The 19,672-nt window shown below is 66.9% G+C and carries 21 protein-coding genes; 10 read left to right on the top strand and 11 right to left on the bottom strand.

Features of this window, described 5'->3' with window-relative positions:
* A partial coding sequence (locus tag AB0M15_RS40125; protein ID WP_363831926.1) for a cytochrome c biogenesis CcdA family protein occupies window positions 1–659 on the bottom strand: 659 nt, incomplete at its 3' end.
* A gap of 179 nt (window positions 660–838) precedes the next feature.
* Between AB0M15_RS40125 and AB0M15_RS40120 the strand changes: the two genes are divergently transcribed.
* Window positions 839–1,504, top strand: a complete 666-nt coding sequence (locus tag AB0M15_RS40120) for a fasciclin domain-containing protein (protein ID WP_363831923.1) — start codon at window positions 839–841, stop codon at window positions 1,502–1,504.
* A gap of 127 nt (window positions 1,505–1,631) precedes the next feature.
* A complete protein-coding gene (locus tag AB0M15_RS40115) occupies window positions 1,632–2,387 on the top strand; it encodes an anti-sigma factor (RefSeq protein WP_363831920.1) in 756 nt (251 codons plus the stop codon).
* Between the two features lie 566 nt (window positions 2,388–2,953).
* Here AB0M15_RS40115 and AB0M15_RS40110 read toward each other — a convergent pair.
* The 4 genes from AB0M15_RS40110 to AB0M15_RS40095 form a co-directional block, all read right to left on the bottom strand.
* Window positions 2,954–3,262 carry a DUF1048 domain-containing protein gene (locus AB0M15_RS40110; protein ID WP_363831917.1) on the bottom strand — a complete coding sequence of 103 codons (309 nt, stop codon included), beginning with the start codon at window positions 3,260–3,262 and terminating at the stop codon, window positions 2,954–2,956.
* A 1-nt stretch (window position 3,263) separates the two neighbouring features.
* Window positions 3,264–3,620, bottom strand: a complete 357-nt coding sequence (locus tag AB0M15_RS40105) for a DUF1048 domain-containing protein (protein ID WP_363831914.1) — start codon at window positions 3,618–3,620, stop codon at window positions 3,264–3,266.
* Window positions 3,617–3,943, bottom strand: a complete 327-nt coding sequence (locus tag AB0M15_RS40100) for a PadR family transcriptional regulator (protein ID WP_363831911.1) — start codon at window positions 3,941–3,943, stop codon at window positions 3,617–3,619. The genes AB0M15_RS40105 and AB0M15_RS40100 overlap by 4 nt, the downstream gene beginning before the upstream one ends.
* Window positions 3,944–4,021: 78 nt before the next feature.
* Window positions 4,022–4,462: a MarR family transcriptional regulator gene (locus AB0M15_RS40095; RefSeq protein ID WP_363831908.1), complete on the bottom strand. Its 441-nt coding sequence runs from the start codon at window positions 4,460–4,462 to the stop codon at window positions 4,022–4,024.
* Window positions 4,463–4,706: 244 nt separating this feature from the next.
* Between AB0M15_RS40095 and AB0M15_RS40090 the strand changes: the two genes are divergently transcribed.
* The 4 genes from AB0M15_RS40090 (at window position 4,707) to AB0M15_RS40075 (ending at window position 8,796) form a co-directional block, all read left to right on the top strand.
* Window positions 4,707–5,456: a hypothetical protein gene (locus tag AB0M15_RS40090; protein WP_363831905.1), complete on the top strand. Its 750-nt coding sequence runs from the start codon at window positions 4,707–4,709 to the stop codon at window positions 5,454–5,456.
* A gap of 78 nt (window positions 5,457–5,534) precedes the next feature.
* A complete protein-coding gene (locus AB0M15_RS40085; protein WP_363831902.1) occupies window positions 5,535–7,832 on the top strand; it encodes a CehA/McbA family metallohydrolase in 2,298 nt (765 codons plus the stop codon).
* The gene (locus AB0M15_RS40080; protein WP_363831899.1) at window positions 7,832–8,245 is read left to right on the top strand and encodes a hypothetical protein; all 414 of its coding nucleotides are present in this window, start codon (window positions 7,832–7,834) and stop codon (window positions 8,243–8,245) included. The genes AB0M15_RS40085 and AB0M15_RS40080 overlap by 1 nt, the downstream gene beginning before the upstream one ends.
* A 95-nt stretch (window positions 8,246–8,340) precedes the next feature.
* Entirely contained in the window at window positions 8,341–8,796 is a 456-nt protein-coding gene (locus AB0M15_RS40075; RefSeq protein ID WP_363831896.1) for a VOC family protein, read from the top strand.
* Window positions 8,797–8,853: 57 nt separating this feature from the next.
* Here the strand turns inward: AB0M15_RS40075 and AB0M15_RS40070 are convergent, their stop codons facing one another.
* A complete protein-coding gene (locus AB0M15_RS40070; RefSeq protein ID WP_363831892.1) occupies window positions 8,854–9,276 on the bottom strand; it encodes a PPOX class F420-dependent oxidoreductase in 423 nt (140 codons plus the stop codon).
* Between the two features lie 112 nt (window positions 9,277–9,388).
* Here AB0M15_RS40070 and AB0M15_RS40065 point away from each other — a divergent pair, with 112 nt between their 5' ends.
* Window positions 9,389–10,282, top strand: coding sequence for a LysR family transcriptional regulator (locus AB0M15_RS40065; RefSeq protein WP_363831889.1), 894 nt, complete (start codon window positions 9,389–9,391; stop codon window positions 10,280–10,282).
* Between the two features lie 5 nt (window positions 10,283–10,287).
* On the opposite strand, the gene AB0M15_RS40060 is transcribed toward AB0M15_RS40065, so the two are convergent.
* The gene (locus AB0M15_RS40060) at window positions 10,288–10,707 is read right to left on the bottom strand and encodes a MarR family transcriptional regulator (RefSeq protein ID WP_363831886.1); all 420 of its coding nucleotides are present in this window, start codon (window positions 10,705–10,707) and stop codon (window positions 10,288–10,290) included.
* A 92-nt stretch (window positions 10,708–10,799) separates the two neighbouring features.
* Here AB0M15_RS40060 and AB0M15_RS40055 point away from each other — a divergent pair, with 92 nt between their 5' ends.
* Window positions 10,800–11,684, top strand: a complete 885-nt coding sequence (locus AB0M15_RS40055) for an LLM class flavin-dependent oxidoreductase (RefSeq protein WP_363831883.1) — start codon at window positions 10,800–10,802, stop codon at window positions 11,682–11,684.
* A 17-nt stretch (window positions 11,685–11,701) separates the two neighbouring features.
* Here the strand turns inward: AB0M15_RS40055 and AB0M15_RS40050 are convergent, their stop codons facing one another.
* The 3 genes from AB0M15_RS40050 to gabT all read right to left on the bottom strand — a co-directional run bounded on the left by AB0M15_RS40050 (window position 11,702) and on the right by gabT (window position 15,440).
* A complete protein-coding gene (locus AB0M15_RS40050) occupies window positions 11,702–12,547 on the bottom strand; it encodes a haloalkane dehalogenase (RefSeq protein ID WP_363831880.1) in 846 nt (281 codons plus the stop codon).
* A gap of 221 nt (window positions 12,548–12,768) precedes the next feature.
* Window positions 12,769–14,118, bottom strand: coding sequence for an NAD-dependent succinate-semialdehyde dehydrogenase (locus AB0M15_RS40045; protein ID WP_363831877.1), 1,350 nt, complete (start codon window positions 14,116–14,118; stop codon window positions 12,769–12,771).
* Window positions 14,115–15,440 carry a 4-aminobutyrate--2-oxoglutarate transaminase gene (gabT, locus tag AB0M15_RS40040; protein ID WP_363831874.1) on the bottom strand — a complete coding sequence of 442 codons (1,326 nt, stop codon included), beginning with the start codon at window positions 15,438–15,440 and terminating at the stop codon, window positions 14,115–14,117. The genes AB0M15_RS40045 and gabT overlap by 4 nt, the downstream gene beginning before the upstream one ends.
* Before the next feature lie 85 nt (window positions 15,441–15,525).
* Here gabT and AB0M15_RS40035 point away from each other — a divergent pair, with 85 nt between their 5' ends.
* Together AB0M15_RS40035 and AB0M15_RS40030 are read left to right on the top strand one after the other, a co-directional pair.
* Window positions 15,526–17,019, top strand: coding sequence for a PucR family transcriptional regulator (locus AB0M15_RS40035; RefSeq protein WP_363831872.1), 1,494 nt, complete (start codon window positions 15,526–15,528; stop codon window positions 17,017–17,019).
* A 50-nt stretch (window positions 17,020–17,069) separates the two neighbouring features.
* Window positions 17,070–18,785, top strand: coding sequence for a sodium:proton antiporter (locus AB0M15_RS40030; protein WP_363831869.1), 1,716 nt, complete (start codon window positions 17,070–17,072; stop codon window positions 18,783–18,785).
* Here the strand turns inward: AB0M15_RS40030 and AB0M15_RS40025 are convergent.
* Window positions 18,782–19,645: an ABC transporter substrate-binding protein gene (locus AB0M15_RS40025; RefSeq protein ID WP_363831866.1), complete on the bottom strand. Its 864-nt coding sequence runs from the start codon at window positions 19,643–19,645 to the stop codon at window positions 18,782–18,784. The genes AB0M15_RS40030 and AB0M15_RS40025 overlap by 4 nt on opposite strands.
* Window positions 19,646–19,672 lie beyond the last annotated feature (27 nt).

The following is a 19,672-nucleotide window of genomic DNA, read 5'->3' as shown; positions in this document are numbered from 1 at the left end:
TCGCGGTAGGCCTTGACCCGCTGGGAGATCCGTGAGCCGGCGGAGGCGAAGATCAGTAGGGGAAGCGCTGCGCCCATGGCGAAGGTGACGGTCAGTACCACGGTCCGCCAGCCGACGTTGCCGGTGGCGCCGGCGACGGTGATCGCGGCGAGTACCGGCCCGGCGCACGGGACGTACAAGGTGCCGAGGCCGAGCCCGAGGACGAAGGCGCCGTTGTTGTTGCGGTTGATCTTGGGCAGCCGGTAGAACGGCTTCTCGATCCAGTGTCCGAGGGCGGGGAAGATCAGGCCGAGGCCGACCAGGGTGAGGATGGTGAGGCCTCCCCAGCGCAGGAAGCTGTCGGGGAGTCCGAGTGCGGACAGGATCACCGATCCGGCCAGGGTGAAGACGCTGAAGCTGACGACGATGCCCGCGATGATCTTCAACGGGCGGAAGTCGCGGGGCGGCTTCACCTTGTCTGCGGAGTCGGCGACCAGCAGTTGGCCGTCCGGCGTACCGGCGGTGGTTGCCTTGCGCCCCCGCTTGGCTGCTGCGGTCGGGGTGGCGTCGGTTTTGCCGGCGGTACCGGCGAAGAAGATGATCGGGAGCATCGGCAGGACACAAGGGGAGACCCCGGTGATCAGCCCGCCCACCAATCCGATAAAGGCCAGCGTCAACATGGGGTCACTCCAACTCGAGAGGTTCGACAGGACACCTCTGGTTCGGGTCAACAGGGTCCTCCGGATGGGTGGGATCGAAATGTCGCCGACGGACCCATCCGTCCTCGAGGTAGTGCCGAATGAGTGGTGTCAGCTGCGAGTGGCTGGCCCGGTTACCTCACTCAAGGAGAACGATCGTCATGTCTCACACCATCAAGCGTGTAGCCCTCGCTGCTTCTGCCGTTTCGTTGCTCTTCGCAACTGTTGCCTGTGGTAGCGACGACGACAAGTCGAGCAGCAGCCCGTCGACCAGTACCTCGACCTCAACCTCTGTTGACACCCCGTCGGCGATGCCGTCGGTCGACAACGCGGCCGGTCTGGTCGGCCCTGGTTGTGCTGACTACGCCAAGGCGAACCCGACCGGTGCAGGTTCGGTTGACGGTATGGCCGCCGCACCGGTCGCCACCGCCGCCTCCGGTAACCCGCTGCTCAAGACCCTGGTCGCCGCCGTGTCGGGCAAGCTGAACCCGAAGGTCGACCTGGTCTCCACCCTCAACGGCGGCGAGTTCACCGTCTTCGCGCCGGTCGACTCCGCGTTCGCGAAGATCCCGGCCGCGACGATCAACACGTTGAAGACGGACAGCGCGCTGCTGAGCAAGATCCTGACCTACCACGTCGTGGCCGGTCAGCTCGACCCGGCGGCTGTGGTCGGTAAGCAGACCACCGTCGAGAAGGGCTCGCTGACGGTCACCGGTTCGGGCAACGACCTGATGGTCAACAACGCCAAGGTCATCTGCGGCGGTGTGAAGACCGCCAACGCCACGGTCTACCTGATCGACACCGTCCTGATGCCCCCGGCGGCCTGATCCAACCAGCTGTAGCGGTGGTGCCCTTCTGCTCCACAGGGGCACCACCGTCCCGGCTCTACCAGACAGGAATGCGAGACGGGCAGATCCTCTTCAGACCGCGACGGCTCCAGGGAAGCGACACCACGTGACAACGACGCCTGACATACATGCCCTGAGCGGTCCCTACGTCCTGGACGCGGTGGACGGCGCCGAGCGCGCCGGCTTCGAGCAGCACCTGGCCCATTGCATCGATTGCGGCACCGACGTGGACGATCTGCGCGAGGCAGTCACCAAACTCAGCGTGTACGTCGCCAGGCAGTCGCCGGCCGGCCTCAAGTCCAAGGTGATGACCGCGGCCAGTTGGGTCCGGCAGCTACCGCCGACGCCCCGCGCCGCGACCGGCGACGTCGTTCAGTTCAAACCGGCCCGGTCGCGGACCCTTCGGCGCTCGTTGACTCTTGCTGCCGCGTTCTTGGCTATCGCGGCCAGTGGAGGGGTCGCACTCGACCAGTACCGCGACAATGCGGCGACGACGGCAATCAGCACCAGAGCGGCCACGATCCTGGCCCAGCCGGACACCCGTACCGTCCATGGCGCGGTCGTCGGCGGCGGCCAGGCCACCGTGGTTCTGTCCAGCCGGCAGGACGCGGCGGTCGTACTCGTCCGCGGCCTCAAGCCCCTCACCGGCCGTACGACGTACCAGCTGTGGCTCATCGACGTCGCGAACAACGCCCGCTCCATCGCCCTCACCGACGGAAAGTCCCTGACCTCCACCGTGGTGACCGGCGACGTCACCACCGAAGTCGCCTTCGCCGTCACCATCGAACCGCAAGGCGGATCCGCCCACCCCACCCTGCCCACCAGCGGCAATCTCCAGCTAGTAGTCCACCTCAACACATAACCGAAGCTCCCCTTTGATCCACACCGTTCTGATGCCGCCGGCGACCTGACGATCCCGCCGACCCGGCATCACCGGGTCGATGCCACCAGCCCAGGACACCAGATGACGGTGGCACCGACCCAGCAACAAGCGGTGGCGTCTCCCTACTCCAGAGAGACGCCACCGCCTGTCGTCCGCATCCCCACGCCGGCTCCGCTGTCCGCTCCTGCGTCGCGTCCGCGTTCGCTGGCTCCCGCCCACCCTGATGCGCGGGTTCCTTCGTCACCCGCTTGGTGAAAGCGTTGCGTGGAGCCCGGCGTCGCGGGGCTGACGTGGTTGGTGGGCGTTGCGTCGGGGCCCGGCGTTGCGGGTGGCTGTGGCTGTGGTCGTGGCGGCGGCTCCGCGGCGGAGCCGCCGCAGTCCGGTGGGCCGAAGCCAGCTAGGGGTGCAACCATCGGTCGGCCGGCGAGGTGTCGGACGAGGTGGGCGTGGGCGGTGGTGCCGCTTGCTTTGAGTCCGGGCGCCTTCTCGGGTGGCTTCCACACCTCGCGGAGCAGGAGAAATGCCGCTCTCGCAGGAGGATGTTGCTACTTGTCGGTGATGGACTTCTGGTAGATGTCTGCGTAGGTGGGCGAATCCTTGACCAGGTCGTCGGCGAAGGCGGCGACGTCGGGGCCGATGAGGTCGATGACTCCCTTGCCGGCCGCTACGCCCTCCTCGAAGAAGTCGACGATGTTTGTGAGTAGGTGGCCGTCGACCAGGTCGATCGGGCCGACCTTGAAGAGGTACCGCTGAATCTCCTGGTAGACGATCTGGTAGTCCGGCGGGAGCGTCTTGACCCGCGCCAGGTGGGCCCGCCACTGCTTCTTGCCGTCGATGATGTCTCGGATGCCCACGTCAGTCTCCTAGCCTGGCCAGCTTCTTGGCGACGTTTCTGTTCAGCTGCTCGCGCCATTTGTCGCGATAGTTCCGGGCGCCCTCACCGCCGGCCAGCGCCGCGCTGAAGCCGACGATGTCGTCGCCCACCACCTGATAGATGCTCTGGCCCTCGGCCGCTGTCTCTTCGAGCAGGCCGAGAGCGCCGTCGAGGATCGGCATCAGGTTTCGGCCGGTGAAGTCCGAGTAGGGGGCAAGCTGAGTCTTGATCTCGTCCCAGGCCGCCCGGTAGTCGGTCGGCAACGCCTCGGCCCGGGCTTCGAACGCCTTGTACTCCCGGCTGAGATCGCTGCCGGTGATGGTCTCCCAGAAGTTCATCTCCCGCCCTCCTTGAGCTTTTCGATGCGTGATGTGACGTAGGCCCACTTCACCCAGAACTTCGCGAGTTCTTCGCGCCCGGCGTCGTTGAGCGCATAGAACTTGCGGGCCGGGCCCTGCCCGGACGGCCGTTTCGTCACCTTGACGAGCCCGTTCCGCTCCAGCCGAAGCAGGATGGTGTAGACCGTCCCCTCGACGACGTCGGCGAAGCCGAGCTCGTTCAGCTGACGCGTGATGGCGTACCCGTAGGTCTCTTCGCCGGCGATGATCTCGAGCACACAGCCCTCGAGCGTGCCCTTCAGCATCTCCGTCAGGTCATCCATCGCCGATCCTCGTCGTTCCATCGGTACCTAGTGGTACCGAGTACCACTATACGGTACCACTAGGTAGTGGCAACCCGGCTAGTCCAGGGCCTGGATGCAGAGGCGGAGATCGTGCAGGAGGCGGGTCTGCTGGGGTGCGGTGAAGGGTTCGAGCATGCGGGCTTCGACGGCGCGTACGGCCGTACTGGCTGCTTTGAGCTGTTTGCGGCCGGCGGGGGTGAGTTTGGTGGGGAGGGCTCGGCCGTGGGGGGCTGTGGTGGGACGGGTGATGAGGCCGCGGTCTTGGAGGCCGCGGAGGACGAGGTTCATCGACTGGCGGGTGACGAAGACGGCTCGGGCCAGTTCTGCGTTGGAGAGGCCGGGGTGTTGGGAGAGCACTTCCAGGCAGGAGTACTGAGGGACGGTCAGGTCCAGTGGGCGGAGGGCCGCGTCCATGGCTGTGCGTAGGGCGGTGGCTGCTCGTTTCAGTACGTAGCCCACCGCCTCGTCGAGGGGGCCGACCTGTTCGCCTTGACTCATGTCAACATCCTGACATACTTTTTGGATGTCAACACACTGACATGCAAACGGAGATCGAGATGACTGTGACCGGGCCCGACTTTCTTACTCCGCAGGTGCGCAGGTGCTGCATGACAAGGCCTGATGATGGCGCGTCATGAAGTGGTCGTTGACATCCTCGGGCCGTGGTTGCTTGCCACGAGCAAGCAGTTTTGGGAGGGGTTTCGCGCCGGGCGCGTTGCCGGCGCAGGGCGGGCAACAAGAGATGCGGACCGTGTTCCGGGTCGAGGGTGACTGGAGCAGGGCTGAGGTGCGGGTGACTCAGCACGGCAGCGCGGCGCGGATCGTCGTCGAGGGGGATGGCGATCTCGAGCGGGCGGCGGCTCAGGCCGGCCGGTTCCTGTCGCTGGATGTCGATGGGCGCGGGTGGGCCGAGGTCGGTTCGCGTGACGAAGTCATCGCTGATGCGCAGAAGCAGTTGCCGGGGCTGCGGCCCTGTGGGTTCCATTCGCCGTACGAAGCTGCCGCTTGGGCCGTGTTGTCGCAGCGGATTCGGATCGTGCAAGCGGCAACGCTTCGCGAAGAGCTGGTACGTGAGTACGGCCAGGGTTGTGCGTTTCCTGCACCGGCGCAGTTGCGCGCGCTCGACCTCGAGCTGCCCGGCCGCAAGACCGAGTACCTGCACGCCGTCGCCGAGGCCGCGTTGGATGGTCGGCTCGATGGTGATGTCCTCCGTGCGATGCCGGTCGAAGAGGCCATCAGTACGGTGCGGGAGGTGAAGGGGCTGGGTCCGTTCGCCGCTGAGTTGGTGGTACTCCGTGGCGCCAATGCGCCGGACGCGATCCCGCAGAACGAGCGGCGGCTCGACGAGGAGATCACCTTCCGGTACGGCGCCGGCCGGACCGTCGCGGAGGTGTCGGAGAACTGGCGTCCGTACCGGACCTGGGCAGCGGTCCACCTGCGCTGCCTGCGCGAAGCCCGCACTCACGAGATCGGTGGTGGCAACCGCGCCTGAGTAAGGGACGGCGAAAACCGGGAGCCAGTTTGGGCCGGGGTGGCTAAGGTCGGAGGTGGTCTGCGACTGGGAGGTCCTGTGTTCCAACCACTGCTGGCGTCCGCGACTCGAGCTGTTGAGAAGCTTCGTGATATCGGTGAACCGCTACCCGATGAACTGACCGGCCAATTGGCGAAGCTGGTTGACGACACGCAGAGCGACGTCGTCAAGTCCGGCAAGGTGGAAGAACTGCTCCGGCCCTACGTGCTGGCCGAGGTGGTGATTGATGAGCAGGGACTGACCGCGGCCACTCCGGGTGCCGCGGCGCCGCGGCTTGTTCAGCATGGGTGGCGGAGTTTTCTGGTGCGGGTGGTGAATCCGCATCGGTTGTTGGGGGATTTGTCGGCGCCGTCGAATTCGGTGCTCGGGTTGGTCGATTATCAGAGCCATGCAGGACGGATCACGTTGGCCGACACGTTGACCGTCGTGCCGCGGATCGAGCGGAGCTGGCTGGAGGTGAAGCTTGCGGGGCCGACTGATGTGGCCGGGGTCGACGCGGAGTACAAGGTCATCAGTTTGTACAGCCGGGATGGCGGTACGCAGAGCGGTGAGTTGACGTTTCTGCTGGCGGTGGAGGAGGCGACGGAGAGTCTGACCCGGTCGCCGGTTTCGAAAGCCTGGAAGCGGACGGTGTTCGAGAGCCGGCAGTTTGCGGCGAAGTTCGATTTCGACTGTCTGCCCGCTCGCGATATCCGGTTCGATATCAGGGAGCCGGATGGGAGTAGCACGGTGGCGGCGTTGACCGTGCTGGATTCGCAGCGGCGGGCTTATCCGTCGAAGGCGATGCGGTTGGCGCCGGACATGTTCTTCCACGAGCATGTGTACCGGGCGACCGGTGAGGTGATTGCGCTGCCGGCGGGGGAGTACGAGATCTCGGCTCGGCGCGGTCCGGAGTACCGGGAGGTTCGGGTCGAGGTCGAGCTGTCGGCCGAGAGCGAAGCGGTTTCGATCGAGCTTGATCGGTGGGCTGATCCGGCGGCGCGCGGGTATTACTCGGGTGATCCGCATATTCATGCGGGTGGGTGCTCGCATTACAGCGTGCCGTCGGAGGGGGTTACGCCGGAGACGATGATTCGGCATGTTCGGGGCGAGGGGCTCTGGATGGGGAGCGTGCTCACCTGGGGGCCGTGTTATTACCACCAGAAGCAGTTTTTCAGTGGGGTGTCGATCAGCCCGCGTGCTGAACTCGAATACCCGGCGATGCAGCAGGCGCAGGGAATGACGTGGGATCCGCAGGACACTGATCGCGATCGGGAGAGCCTGCTCCGGTACGACCTCGAGGTGTCGGGATTTCCGTCCAGCCATTCGGGGCATGTCATTCTGCTCGGGCTCACCGATCAGGACTACCCGGGTACGTCGGTGATCGAGGATTGGCCGTCGTGGAATCTGCCGGTGATGCGCTGGGGGCATGAGCAGAACGCGCTGGTCGGGTATGCGCATTGCGGGCTCGGCCTGTCGGTGGAGACCGACGAGTTGCCGAACTACGTCATCCCTGGGTTTCAGTCGATCGGGTCCAACGAGATCATCGTCGATGTGCCGCTTGGCGCCGCTGATTTCCAATGTGGTGCTGAGTTTTCGCCTGCCGCTGAACTCAACATTTGGTACCACCTGTTGAGCGTCGGGTATCGCACGCTGATGCTTGGCGAGACGGACTATCCCTGTATCTACGACGACGGGCCGGGAGTTGGGCGGACGTATGTCCGGCTGGCTGAGGCGCCTGCTGGTGAGCAGGCTTTGGAGGCGTGGCTCGGTGGGTTGAAGGACGGTGCGTCGTACTTCGGTGACGGGCGCAGTCATGTCTACGACTTCGCCGTCGATGGCGATGTCTCCCGGGAGCATTCGGTCGACGCTCCGGGGCCGGTTCGGGTGAGCGCGACTGTTGCTGCCTGGTTGCCTGAGGAGCCGCCGGAGTTGCCGGCGGCTGGGCAGCCGGTGTACTCCGCGCCGGTCGGCTGGCATCTGGAGCGGTCGCGGATCGGGCGGTCCCGCACTGTGCTGGTCGAGGTGCTGGTGAACGGCGTATCGGTTGGGTCGCAGGAATTGCTTGCTGATGGCAATGAACAGGCGGTCGAGTTCTCGGTGGAGCTTGAGCGGTCGTCCTGGGTTGCGCTGCGGATTCTGCGCAGTGTGCACACGCAGCCGATCTTCGTCGAGATCGGCGGGCTGCCGATCCGGGCGTCACGGCGGAGTGCGCAGTGGTTGCATGACTCGGTCGACGCGTTGTGGAAGGCGAAGTCGGGGTTCATTCGCGAGGACGAGCGGTCGGCGGCTCGGGAGGCCTACGACGCTGCGCAGGCTATCTATTTGGTGCGGCTCGGCGAATGTGAGGTGGACTGATGGTGCACGGGGAGGCGGCCGGCTGTTGTGGGCCGGTCGAGACGACGGCGCCGATCTCGGTGACGATCAATCCGGAGGCGCGGGTCAATGCGGCCCGGACCGGGAACCGGGTAGCCAGCCTGTCGATCGGTGAGTGGCACACGATCGAGTTCCCGATCGTCAACACGGGGTACGTGACCGGCCGGCTAGTGATCGACGCCGAGCCGGTGCGGAGCGTCGAGCTGGATCTTCCGGTGCATGAGTTGAGCGGCCAACCTCGGCAGGACGGTGGGTTCCGGGTGCGCTTCGGCGTACCGGCGGTCGTCGACCTGACCCTCACCTTCCGAGCCCTCGCCTCCCTCGGCGGCCTAGCCATCCACAGCTCCCTCCACCTCATCCTCCGCTCCCACCCCACAACCATCTCCATCTCCTGAGCCAACTCCGGTGCACGTGGTGGGCGGCTGTCACAGGTGGGGTGGCTGTGTTGTCTTTGCGTTGAGGGTGTTACTCGACGAGGGTTCGGAGACTGATGGTGGCGGATCAAGACGGGTTTCCTGCGCCGGAGCGTGGGTTGGTGGTGACGCAGTTTCTGACTGTGCGGGTTGTGAAGGTGTCGCGGGAGTTCTACGCGGACATCTTCGGCGGGCGCGTGGTACTGGAGGAGAATCCGGCGCTGGTGCAGGTCGCCAACACCTGGATCATCTTGAATCCCGGTGGTGGGCCGACGCCGGACAAGCCGGGGGTCACGTTGACCGCGCCCGAGGCCGGGGATCCGGTGTCGGCGTTTCTCAATGTGCGGGTTGCTGATATCGCGGCCTTCTATGCCGAGGCTCGCGCGAAAGGCGCGCAGTTTCTCACCGAGCCGTTGGATCGCGGGGCGGAGTTGCGGTGTTATCTCCGCGATCCGGACGGCTACCTGATCGAGATCGGCCAGGTCACCGGCCTGCTGCACGGCATCACCGCCGAGGTGAGCCCAAGACCTTGAGAGGTCGGGATGTCGCAGGTTCGAAAGGGTACGGGCGTAGACCGTCCATCGGGGCCGTCAGCCGAGGTTGGATTGGGCGATGACCTTGGTGACGGTGATGTGGACTGCGGTGAAGCCTTGTTCTGTGAAGGTTTCGGCGAGCGCGTCGGCGGGATGGGTGGGGTAGTAGCGGTCTGCGATGCCGGTGGCGACGGACTTGATGTCGGCCGGGTCGGCGGAGATTCGGGCCTGGCCTTCGAGGGTGACGAAGCTGTAAGGCTGCTGGTCGTCGCTGATGCAGGCGGCGATGCGGGAGTCGCCGGCCAGGAGTTCGCCTTTGACGCTGCCGGGCGAGAGGGCGAAGGCGAGTTCGTCGCCGTCGAGGATGAAGCAGATCGGGGTGACGTGCGGGCGGCCGTCGGGGCGGGCGAGGGCTACGTGGGCGAGCTTGGTTCCCGCGGTGACGAAGGATCGCCATTCGGTGTCGGTCATTGCGGTCATCGGTGTGCTCCATTCGCTGAGTCGATCTCCTGGGAACGACGCTAGAGGTGCCAGGTGATCGAGAAAAGCGATGATTATCGATCAAGGCAATCGCCTACGGTTATGATTGGTCGTGATCGACCTCGAGCTGCGGCATTTGCGCGCGATGGCTGCCATCGCCGAGGAAGGGACGTTCGGGCGGGCGGCTGTCCGGCTCGGCTACACCCAGTCCTCGGTGAGTCAGCAGATCGCGGCGCTGGAGCGGGCGCTCGGCGGGGCTGTCTTCGATCGGCCGGGTGGGCCTCGGGCGGTGCGGCTGACTCCGCTTGGTGAGGTGGTGCTGAGTCACGGGCGCGAGCTGCTGACGAGGTCGGAGGCGCTGGCCGATGCGGTCGATCGGTTTCGGGCAGGCAGTGGGCGGATCGACATCGGGACCTTCCAGAGCGTGTCGAACCTGATCCTCCCGGCGGTGGTGCGTCAGTTGCTGGATGAGCATCCGGGCTGCGATATCAGGTTGTCCGAGGTCGAGCCCGAGGATCCGAAGATCGGGGATCTCGATCTGCTGTTCCATGACGGCCGGATCGAAGGCGACGTCGAGCATGTGAAGCTGCTCGACGAGCCGTACCTGCTGGTGGCCGGCGCCGGCCAGTTCCCCGATGGGCCTGTACGCGCGGAGCTGCTCGATGGAGCGCCGATGGTCGCGTGGCCGCTCACCTTTCACCAGCGATGGTTGGAGCGGACGCTCGCCGAGTACGGTGCGCGGCCGCGAGTCGTGTTCCGTACCGGCGGCCACGAAACCATCTTGTCGATGGTCCGGGCGGGCATCGGGTCGGCCGTACTTCCGTGGCTGGCCCTGCATGGATCCGATGCCGCGGCAGACAACCAGCTCAGCATTCACCGGCTAGAGCCAGAGCCATCCCGCGAGATGTTCCTGCACTGGCCGGCCGAGCGCACCCATTCACCACTCGCCACCCGAGCCATCGAGATCGCGGTCGAAGCTGCCGGCAACCTCGCCGGCCAGATCTGAACTGTCTAGGCAGTGATGTGGGTGACCGCCGCGGTGAGGGTTTCGCGGGTTTTGGCGGAGAGGCCGGTGGTCAGGGCTTCCACTCGGTCGGTGAAGGCGGTGTGGGCTTCGGCGGCGAGGGCGTGACCGTCGGGGGTGAGGGCGATCTGGCTGGCGCGGCGGTCGGTGGGGTGCGGGTTGCGGGCCAGTAGGGCGCGGCGTTCCAGTCGGTCGACCATGCTGGTGAGGCTGGAGCGTTCGATGGACATGATGCGGCTCAGGTCGGTCATGCCCTGGGGCCCGGCGAGCAGGACGCACAGTAGGTGGGCCTGCTGCGGGGTGAGGCCCAGTGGGCGGCTCGTTTCGGCGTACAGGTCCTGGAGGACGTGCATCAGTTGCACCAGGGAGCCGACCAGCTCCGAGTGCCTCGTTGTCGTCGTCGCCACGCCACCACTGTAGTCCGACCTGCGGACAGTTTGGGGTTCTGATAGTTAGGAGGCCTAGTATTTAGGTGTTCGAACTATTTAGGAGGCAGACGATGAACGTGCGCTTCGGGTATGGCTCTCCCGATCATCTCCGTGAGGTGCCGGAGATCCTGCGGTTGGCCGAGCAGGCCGACCGCGACGGGCTCGACCTCTTCTCGCTCTCGGACCACCCCTACCTGCCGCAGCTCCTCGATCCCTACGCGACGCTCGCCTTCGTACTCGGCCGGACCACCCGGATCTCCGGGCTCGCCAACGTCACCAACCTCCCGCTGCGTCCGGCGCCGGTGCTCGCCCGCACGGCGTCCTCGCTGACCGCAATCTCCGGTGGCCGGTTCGTACTCGGCCTGGGTGCCGGCGGCGCGTGGGACAGGATCGAGACGATGGGTGTGCCCAGGGTCCGCCCGGCCGAGGCGGTGGAGGCGTTCGAGCAGGCGATGATCCTGGTCCGCAAACTCTCCGGCGGCGGTCCCGCGATCACCGACCCGTACTACGGCGTGACCGCGCTCGCGCCCTCCCAGGTACCGGCGCCGCCGATCTGGACCGGCTCCAACGGACCCAAGTCGTTGGCCGCGACCGGCCGCCAGGCGGACGGCTGGATCCCTGGCCACGCAGCCGACTGGCTCAGTGAGCGCTACCGCCAGGCCCGCCCGATCATCGACGAGGCGGCCCTGTCGGTCGGCCGCAAACCCTCTGACGTGGCCACCATCTACAACTTCCCCGGCCAGATCACCGCCCAGCCGCTGGCCCGCGTCCGCGACGAGGACGGTCGCTGGATCGGCGGCTCCCCGGCCCAATGGGTGGAGGAGTTGACCGGAGCCGTACTGGACCATGGCGCGGCCGGCTTCATCCTCTTCCCACGAGGCTCCGACCCCTTCGAAACCACCCTCACCCGCTGGTCCCAAGAGGTCGTCCCCGCAATCCGAGCAGCCATCGGCTAGCAAGCCGGATCTGAGGGCTACTGCTCCAGCCAGTCGGTGAGGGCTGTGGCGATCTCGGCGGGACGGTCCTCCGGTAGGAAGTGGATGCCCGGTCCGATGTCGGCGATGGTCAGGTTCTGGCCATTGGTCCGGCACCGTTCGACCTCGGTGGGGCCGATGACAGCGCCCGGGGTCGCGTGGATGAGGAGCTTGCGAACGGCGGGGTCCGTGATGACGGTCTGGTTGGCGCGGACGAGTTCGGCGACGTCGGCAGGTTCGCCCTCGATCGGGATCTCGCGGGGCCAGGCGAGCATGGTGCGGCGGTCCAGCGGGTTGGCGAACGGCGCGCGGTACGCATCCAGTTCCTCAGCGGTCAGGGTGCGGAGAATCCCCGACGGGAGGACTGTCTCGATGAAGAAGTTCTGTTCCAGGATGAGTGGTCCGGCCAGCTCCGGATCCCGCAGACGCTGGAACAACTGACGGCTGCCTTCGTCGAAGTCCGCCCAGCGATTGATCGGATGGATATGCCCCTCGAGGAACGCGACGCCACGGACCCGGTCCGGCCGGCGGCGCAGTTGGTCCAGCGCAAGCACCGCACCCCAGTCGTGGCCGACCAGGATGACATCGTCGAGGGTGAGTGCGTCGAGAAAACCGTCGAGGTACGCGATGTGATCGGCGAGCCGGTACTCCAGACCGGGCCGGCCTGACCGGCCCATGCCGATCAGGTCCGGAGCGATGCACCGGCGGCCGTACTCGGCGACCGGTCCGAGAACGTTGCGCCACAGGTACGACGAGGTGGGATTGCCGTGCAGGAAGACGATCGGCTCACCGCTGCCGACCTCCTCGTAGTACATCCAGCTGTCCAGTACTTCGACCGTCGCCACCGCTGCAACGTACTGGACCGGACTGTCGGATGTCAGGTGACAGTGAAGATTCACCAGACTCAGGCGATGCACCGCCACGCACGCACAACTCCCGGGGCCGCCCCGACACGCCGAGGGTAATCGCTTTCCGGCCGAGTTAGGTATGCACGGACTCCCATACCTGCTGCCCAGCTCAGGGGTTGACCCCTCAGGTGGGTTGCCTCGCGGCCGTGTGACCGGTGCTAGATCCAGTCGACGGAGAAGAACTGGGTTTCCTGGAACTCGCGGAGGCCGTCGCGGGCTCCCTCGCGGCCCAGTCCGCTTTGCTTGAAGCCGCCGAACGGAGCGGCCGGGTCGGAGACGACGCCGCGGTTGACGCCGACCATGCCGGCCTCGATCGACTCGGCGATCCGCAGGGCGGGCTGGAGCCGGCCGGCGTAGACGTAGGCGGCCAGGCCGTACTCGGAATCGTTGACCTGGGCAAGCATCTCCTGTTCGTCGCGCCAGCTGACGATCGGCGCGACCGGGCCGAAGATCTCCTCGCGGACGATCCGGAAGTCGGGCTCGACGTCGACGAGCAGAGTCGCGGGGTAGTACCAGCCCTCGGCCGGTACCGGACCGGTGTTGGTGATCCGGGCACCGTCGGCGACTGCATCGTCGACGAGTCCGCTGACTCCGGTGACGGCCTTCGCGCTGATCAGCGGGGCGACCTCGAGCTTGTCGATCGCTGCGCCGAACTTCGCGACGAAATCGTCGAGGACATCGGCATGGACGAAGAAGCGGTTCGCCGCGGTGCAGGCCTGGCCGCCGTTGCGGAACTTCGCGATCATCGCGCCCGCGACGGCGGCGTCCAGGTCGGCGTCGGCGGTGACGACGAAGGGTGCGTTGCCGCCGAGTTCCATGCTGGTGTTGAGAACGCGGTCGGCCGCCTGCCTGAGCAGGGTGTGGCCGACCCGGGTCGAGCCGGTGAAGGAGAGCTTGCGGATCCGGTCGTCCTCCAGCCAGGTGGTGACCACCTCGCCCGGCGAGTCGGTGGTGACGACGTTGACGACGCCTTCGGGGACGCCGGCCGCTGTCAGCAGGTCGGCGATCGCCAGGGCGGTCAGCGGGGTTTCGGAGGCGGGCTTCAGTACGACCGTGCAGCCGGCGGCTAGGGCAGGGGCGATCTTGCGGGTTGCCATCGCGGCTGGGAAGTTCCAGGGGGTGACGAGGGCTGCGATGCCGACCGGCTGGTGGGTGACGATCGTGCGGGTGCCACCGGCGGGGGAGGAGCCGTAGCTGCCGTCGGTGCGGACGGCCTCCTCGGAGAACCAGCGGAAGAATTCGGCGGAGTAGGCGACCTCGGCCCGGGCGTCCGCTTCGGGTTTGCCGTTCTCGGCGGTGATCAGGGCTGCCAGGTTGTCGGTGTCCGCGATGATGAGTTCGTAGGCTTTTCGGAGTACCTCGGCCCTGACTCGGGGTGCGGTGGCAGCCCAGTCGGGGAAGGCCTTCGCGGCGGCGTCGACGGCTGCGGTCGCGTCCGCTGCGGTACCGTTCGGGACCTCGGCGATGACGGCTTCAGTGGCGGGGTTGTAGACGGCGAAGGACGTCACCGGGACTCCTCCAGAATGGTGTCGAGGAGGTCGAGGCCTTCGATCAGCAGGTGGTCGGGGATCGACAGTGGCGGCAGGAAGCGCAGTACGTTGCCGAACGTCCCGCACGTCAGCACGATCAGCCCCTTGGCATGGGCTGCGGTCGCGACGCGGCGAGTCAGGTCGGCGTCGGGTTCGGTGGTTCCCGGTACTACGAGTTCGACCGCGAGCATCGCGCCCCGGCCGCGGACGTCGCCGATCCGATCGTCGACCGCCTGGGTCTTCTTGAGGCGCTCGATCATCAGGTTGCCGCTGGCGCGAGCACGGTCGACGAGTCCGTCGGTCTCGATCAGCTCGATGACGGCGAGGGCAGCCGCGCAGGCGAGCGGGTTGCCGCCGTAGGTCCCGCCGAGGCCACCGACGTGAGGAGCGTCCATGATCTCGGCCCGACCGGTCACGGCCGACAACGGCAGCCCGCCCGCGATGCCCTTCGCGGTCACGATCAGGTCGGGTACGACCCCTTCGTGCTCACAGGCGAACAGGTCGCCGGTCCGGGCGAACCCGGTCTGCACCTCGTCGGCGACGAACACCACGTCGTGATCCCGGCACCACGCCGCCAGCGCCGGGAGGAAGCCCGCTGCCGGTACGACGAATCCGCCCTCGCCCTGGATCGGCTCGATCACCACGGCCGCGAGGTTCTCGCTGCCGACCTGCTTCTCGATCACCTCGATCGCCCGCCGCGCTGCCGCCGATCCGTCTGTGTCCTGATCGCGGAAGGGGTACGACATGGGGGCGCGGTAGACCTCGCCGGCGAAGGGGCCGAAGCCGCTCTTGTAGGGCTGGTTCTTCGCGGTCATCGCCATCGTCAGGTTGGTCCGGCCGTGGTAGGCGTGGTCGAAGGCGACCACGGCCTGCTTGCCGGTGTACGCGCGGGCGATCTTCACCGCGTTCTCGACTGCTTCGGCGCCGGAGTTGAACAGAGCCGTGCGCTTGGCGTGGTCGCCGGGGGTGATCCGGTTGAGCGCTTCGGCGACACGGACGTAACCGTCGTACGGGGTGACCATGAAGCAGGTGTGGGTGAAGGCGGCCAGCTGGTCTTGGACCGCGGCGACCAGGGCGGGCGCGCTATTGCCGACCGTGGTGACGGCGATGCCGGAGCCGAAGTCAATCAGGGAGTTGCCGTCTACGTCGACGACGACGCCGCCACCCGCCGCGGCGGCGTAGACGGGCATGATCGTCCCGACGCCCTGGGCTACGGCGGCGGTCTTCCGGATCTGCAGGTCGCGGGAGCGGGGACCGGGGATGGCCGTGAGCAGGCGACGTTCCTGGGGGAGGTTCGGCATGTAGAACACGGTGCGCTGCTCGGCGGGTGGTTAGCGATGCCTTATCTGCACAATCTTTCGGGCTCGATTGTGCAAAACTGCCATCATGATCCCGCTGACCGCAGTACTGGCTGAGCAGGGGCTGGACCTGAAGGAGGTCCACTTGCCCCGGCCGGAGGCGCCGGTGCGGTGGGTGGCGACCAGTGAGCTGGTCGATCCCACTCCGTTCCTGGAGGGTGGGGAGCTGCTGCTCACCACGGGGTTGGCGACGGCGGGTTGGCGTCGTGAGTGGACTGGGTATGTCACTCGGCTCCGGGAGGCGGGAGTCGCTGGTCTCGGGATCGGGACCGGGCTGACCCATCGGACACCGCCCCGGGGACTGGTACGGGCTTGCGAGGAGCTCGGGGTCAATCTGCTGGAGGTGCCGCGGCTGACGGCGTTCGTGGCGATCAGCCGGCGTACGGCCGGTCTGCTGGAACAAGCCGAAGAGCGTGCGGCCCGCACCGCGCTCGACCTACAACGCCGACTGACCGCTGCGGCCGCTGGCCCCGACCCCTCGTCGGCGATCCTGCGCCAGCTCGCCAAGTCCACCACCGGCGTCGCCTGCCTCTTCACCCCGGCCGGCCAACTGCTAGCAGGCTCACCCGGCGACCTGCACCTGACCGAGATCCGCGAACAACTGAAGGCGATCCGCTCCCGCGGCATGCTCGCCGCGCTGACCTTGAGCACCCCCGGACAGATGGTCATCATCCAGCCGATCGGCCTGAACCAACGCCCCGACAGCTACCTAGTCACAGCCACCCCCACCCGTCCCACCGAACCCCAACGCCGAGCCGTCGCCACCGCGGCAGCCCTACTCGCCCTGGTCTCCGAGCAACAACACCAACAGCTAGAAGACCGCCGCCGCGTCGCCATCCGAGCCTTCGATCTACTCCTAGCTGGCGACCACCGCACAGCCCAACTACTACTGGACCGCAACGCCTTCCCCACCCACCTCCAACTCCTCGCCGCCCGAGGCCCCGCAGAAGCAATCGAAGACGCCCTAACCCTGGCCGAGGCGGAAAGCGCCGACGGCGGAGCCGGGCCTCGTGCCGACGGCGGAGCCGGGGCTTGCGGGACTCTGGCGGTGCGTCTGGGCGGCGATCTCTTCGTGGTTGCTTCGGCTTCGGCTGCTGGGCGTATTGCGTCTGAGTTGGCTGAGTTGGGGTTGTTTGTGGGGGTAGGCGGTGTGGCGGCTCCCGGTGAGATCGCGGGGAGCCGCAGTACCGCGGTACAGGCTCTGGCTCGGGCTTCTGATGCGAGACCTGTCGTTCGTTGGGACCGGATCGTCGACGAGGGGCTCAGCGCTCTCGTTGATCGGACCACGGCAGCCGCCTTCGCCGCCTCCTACCTAGGCAGCTTGACCGCAGGGCAGCTCGAGACTCTGCGGTCTTACCTCCGCCACCACGGTTCGCACCTGAAGACGGCGGACGAGCTAGGTCTGCATCGCAACACGGTCCGGAACCGGCTGGCCCAGATCGAGCACCAGTTAGGCGACTCCCTCGACGATCCCGACGTCAGAATGACCGCCTGGTTCGCCCTTCAGCTGCCGCACTTGTAGACGACTGCAATGCAGGGGTTGGGGATTGGCGGGACCTAGACTCCCGTCGCGTGGACCATCAGTTTCTGCTCGTGGCCGGTGCCGGCCTGGCGATCATGATCACGGCCTCGGTGTTCGCGCGGCGTACGGGCGTGGCGGCGCCGTTGTTGTTGGTGGGGCTGGGGATCGGGGCGAGCTATCTGCCCGGTACGCCGACCATCCACGTCGAGCCGGAACTCATCCTGGCCGGGGTGCTGCCGCCCTTGCTGTACTCGTCGGCCGTTCAGTTGCCGGTGCTCGACGTACGGCGGAACGTATCCCTGATCGCCTGGCAGTCGGTGGTGATGGTGATCGTCTCGGCGCTGGCCATCGGCGCGCTGGTGCATGCCTTGTTCCCCGAGATCTCCTTCGCGCTGGCCACGGCGCTCGGGGCCGTCGTGAGTCCGACCGATGCGGTCGCGGCGACAGCGATCGGGCACCGGATCGGGCTGCCGCCGCGGCTGATGACGGTGCTCGAGGGGGAGAGCCTGGTCAACGACGCGTCCGCTCTCGTCGTACTCCGGACAGCCATCGCCGCGATCGCCGCGTCGTCCGGGTTCAGCTTCGGGCATACGGTCCTCGACTTCGGCTGGGCGGTTCTCGGAGCCGTGCTGATCGGCTTGGTGGTCGGCTGGCTGACCGCGTTGCTGCGTCAGCGCCTCGACGACCCGGTGCTCAACACGACGATCTCCTTCGCGGTCCCTTTCCTCGCGTACTTCCCAGCCGAGGAGGTGCACGCTTCCGGCGTACTGGCCGTGGTGATGGCCGGGCTGCTGACCGGTGCCCTGGGCAGCAAGCGGTTCAGTGCCCGTGATCGGCAGACCCAGGCCACCACCTGGACGACGATCAGCTTCATCCTCGAGAGCGCCGTTTTCCTTGCCATGGGCTACCAACTCCCCGAGCTCGTGGACGCCGCTCGGGCCGAGACCACGACGGCTGAGATCACCGGCCTCGTACTCCTCGTCGTCGGGCTGTTGATCGTCCTCAGGTTCGCCGGGCTGGCCTGGCCGGCGCTGCGCGAGCGGTTCGGGCGGCACGACCGCAATAAGAAGACCCGCGTTCAGCTTGGCCAGTTCGAGGAGAAGCTCGATTCGATGACTCCGGAGGGCCAGCGGGAGGAGAACCGGCTGGCGTGGGCCCGTCGGCGGCTCGCGCGTGGCCGGGCGGATGTTGAGTTCGAGGAGCGGGAGCCGATCACCGGACGCGGCTTCGTCGTCGTCGGCTGGGCCGGGATGCGCGGCGTCGTCACGGTGGCCGCTGTTCAGACGATCCCGGGCGGTACTCCGCAGGTCGACACCGTCGTACTCGCGGCGTTCCTGGTCGCGCTCATCACGCTCGTACTGTTCGGGCTCACGCTGCCGATGGTGATCGGGCGGATGAGCTTCGCCGCCGAGAGCGCCGAGGACAAGCGCGACTCCGTCCAATCCCTGCTCCGGCGAGTGGGCGAAGGTGCGATCGACACCCTCGGACCGCTGGAGGAGCAGACCATCGGCGGTGAGCGGCTCGACCCGGAACTGGTCACCACGATGAAGGACCGGATCGTTCCGGGTCTCGTCTCCGGGAGTAGTCAGTTCCGGAACGCCAGACCCGACTCGTTCGAGCAGATGATGATCGTCCAGCGCCGCTACCTCGACGCGATGCGCGACGCCCTCGGTGCCGAACGCAGTATCGGCGCCTACAGCTCCGCCACCTACCGCCAGGTCGAAGCGCTACTCGACTCCATCGAACAACGCTTCGGCACCCGCTAGTTGTTGGCGGTGATTGCCGCGGTCAGTGCGTCGACGGATGCTGCGGTTGCTCCGAAGGTCAGCGGCGGCTCCGGGTTCCACGGCAGCACCTGGCTGCCGCGCACAGCCGACTGCTCCGACCAAGCCGGGATGTCCGCCAGCTGATCAGCACCGAGCGAGTTGGGCCGTTGGTCGTACAGCAGGATGTCCGCGGGATGGCTGCCCGCGAGGTCGGTCCACTTCACCACTTCCCAGCCGCCCTTCGCCGGAGTCGGCGTGAACGGCAGACCCGTATCAGCCAGCAGCCGCAGCCCCGGCCAGTACGCCGGATTGGCCACGTACGCGTCCGTCGGAGTACCACCGGACAGAGCAGTCACCCGTACGCCGGGCCGCTCGCCAACGGCAGCACTCAACCGCCCGAGCGCCTCCGTCAGTACCGCCTCGTCGTCCGCAACCTCCAAACCGTCCGTCAAAGCCCCAGCCAGTTGATGAAAGCGCCCGATGATCGTCTCGAGCCCCGGCTCGCCGGCGATCCGGATCAGCAGGATCGGCGCGAGCTCACCCAGCTTCGCCGCGACACCTTCGGACAGCCCGTACACCTCACCCGCATAACTGACCCCGACCACGAGATCAGGCTGCAGCGTCGCGATCAGCTCGTCGTCGACAGCGTCACCGGAGCCGATACTCGGCACGTCCAGACCCACCGCGGGCTGCGCCCCGGCATCAGCGTGATGCTGCGACCCGAAGTACCCGACGACCGGCACTCCCAGCCCCGCCAGCGTTTGGGCCGCCTGTGCATAAGCCAACACCCGCGTCGGCCGACTCGCCACCTCGACCTGATCCCCGCGATCATCCTCGAACGACCAGCTATCGGACCCCATGCTGTCCCCAATCCAGGTGTGCCGAAC

It is taken from the genome of Kribbella sp. NPDC051718, from assembly GCF_040681515.1.
In the GTDB taxonomy this organism is placed as follows: domain Bacteria; phylum Actinomycetota; class Actinomycetes; order Propionibacteriales; family Kribbellaceae; genus Kribbella.
Note: the sequence above shows the minus strand (reverse complement) of the source record. Positions and strands in the feature narration are given on the sequence as shown.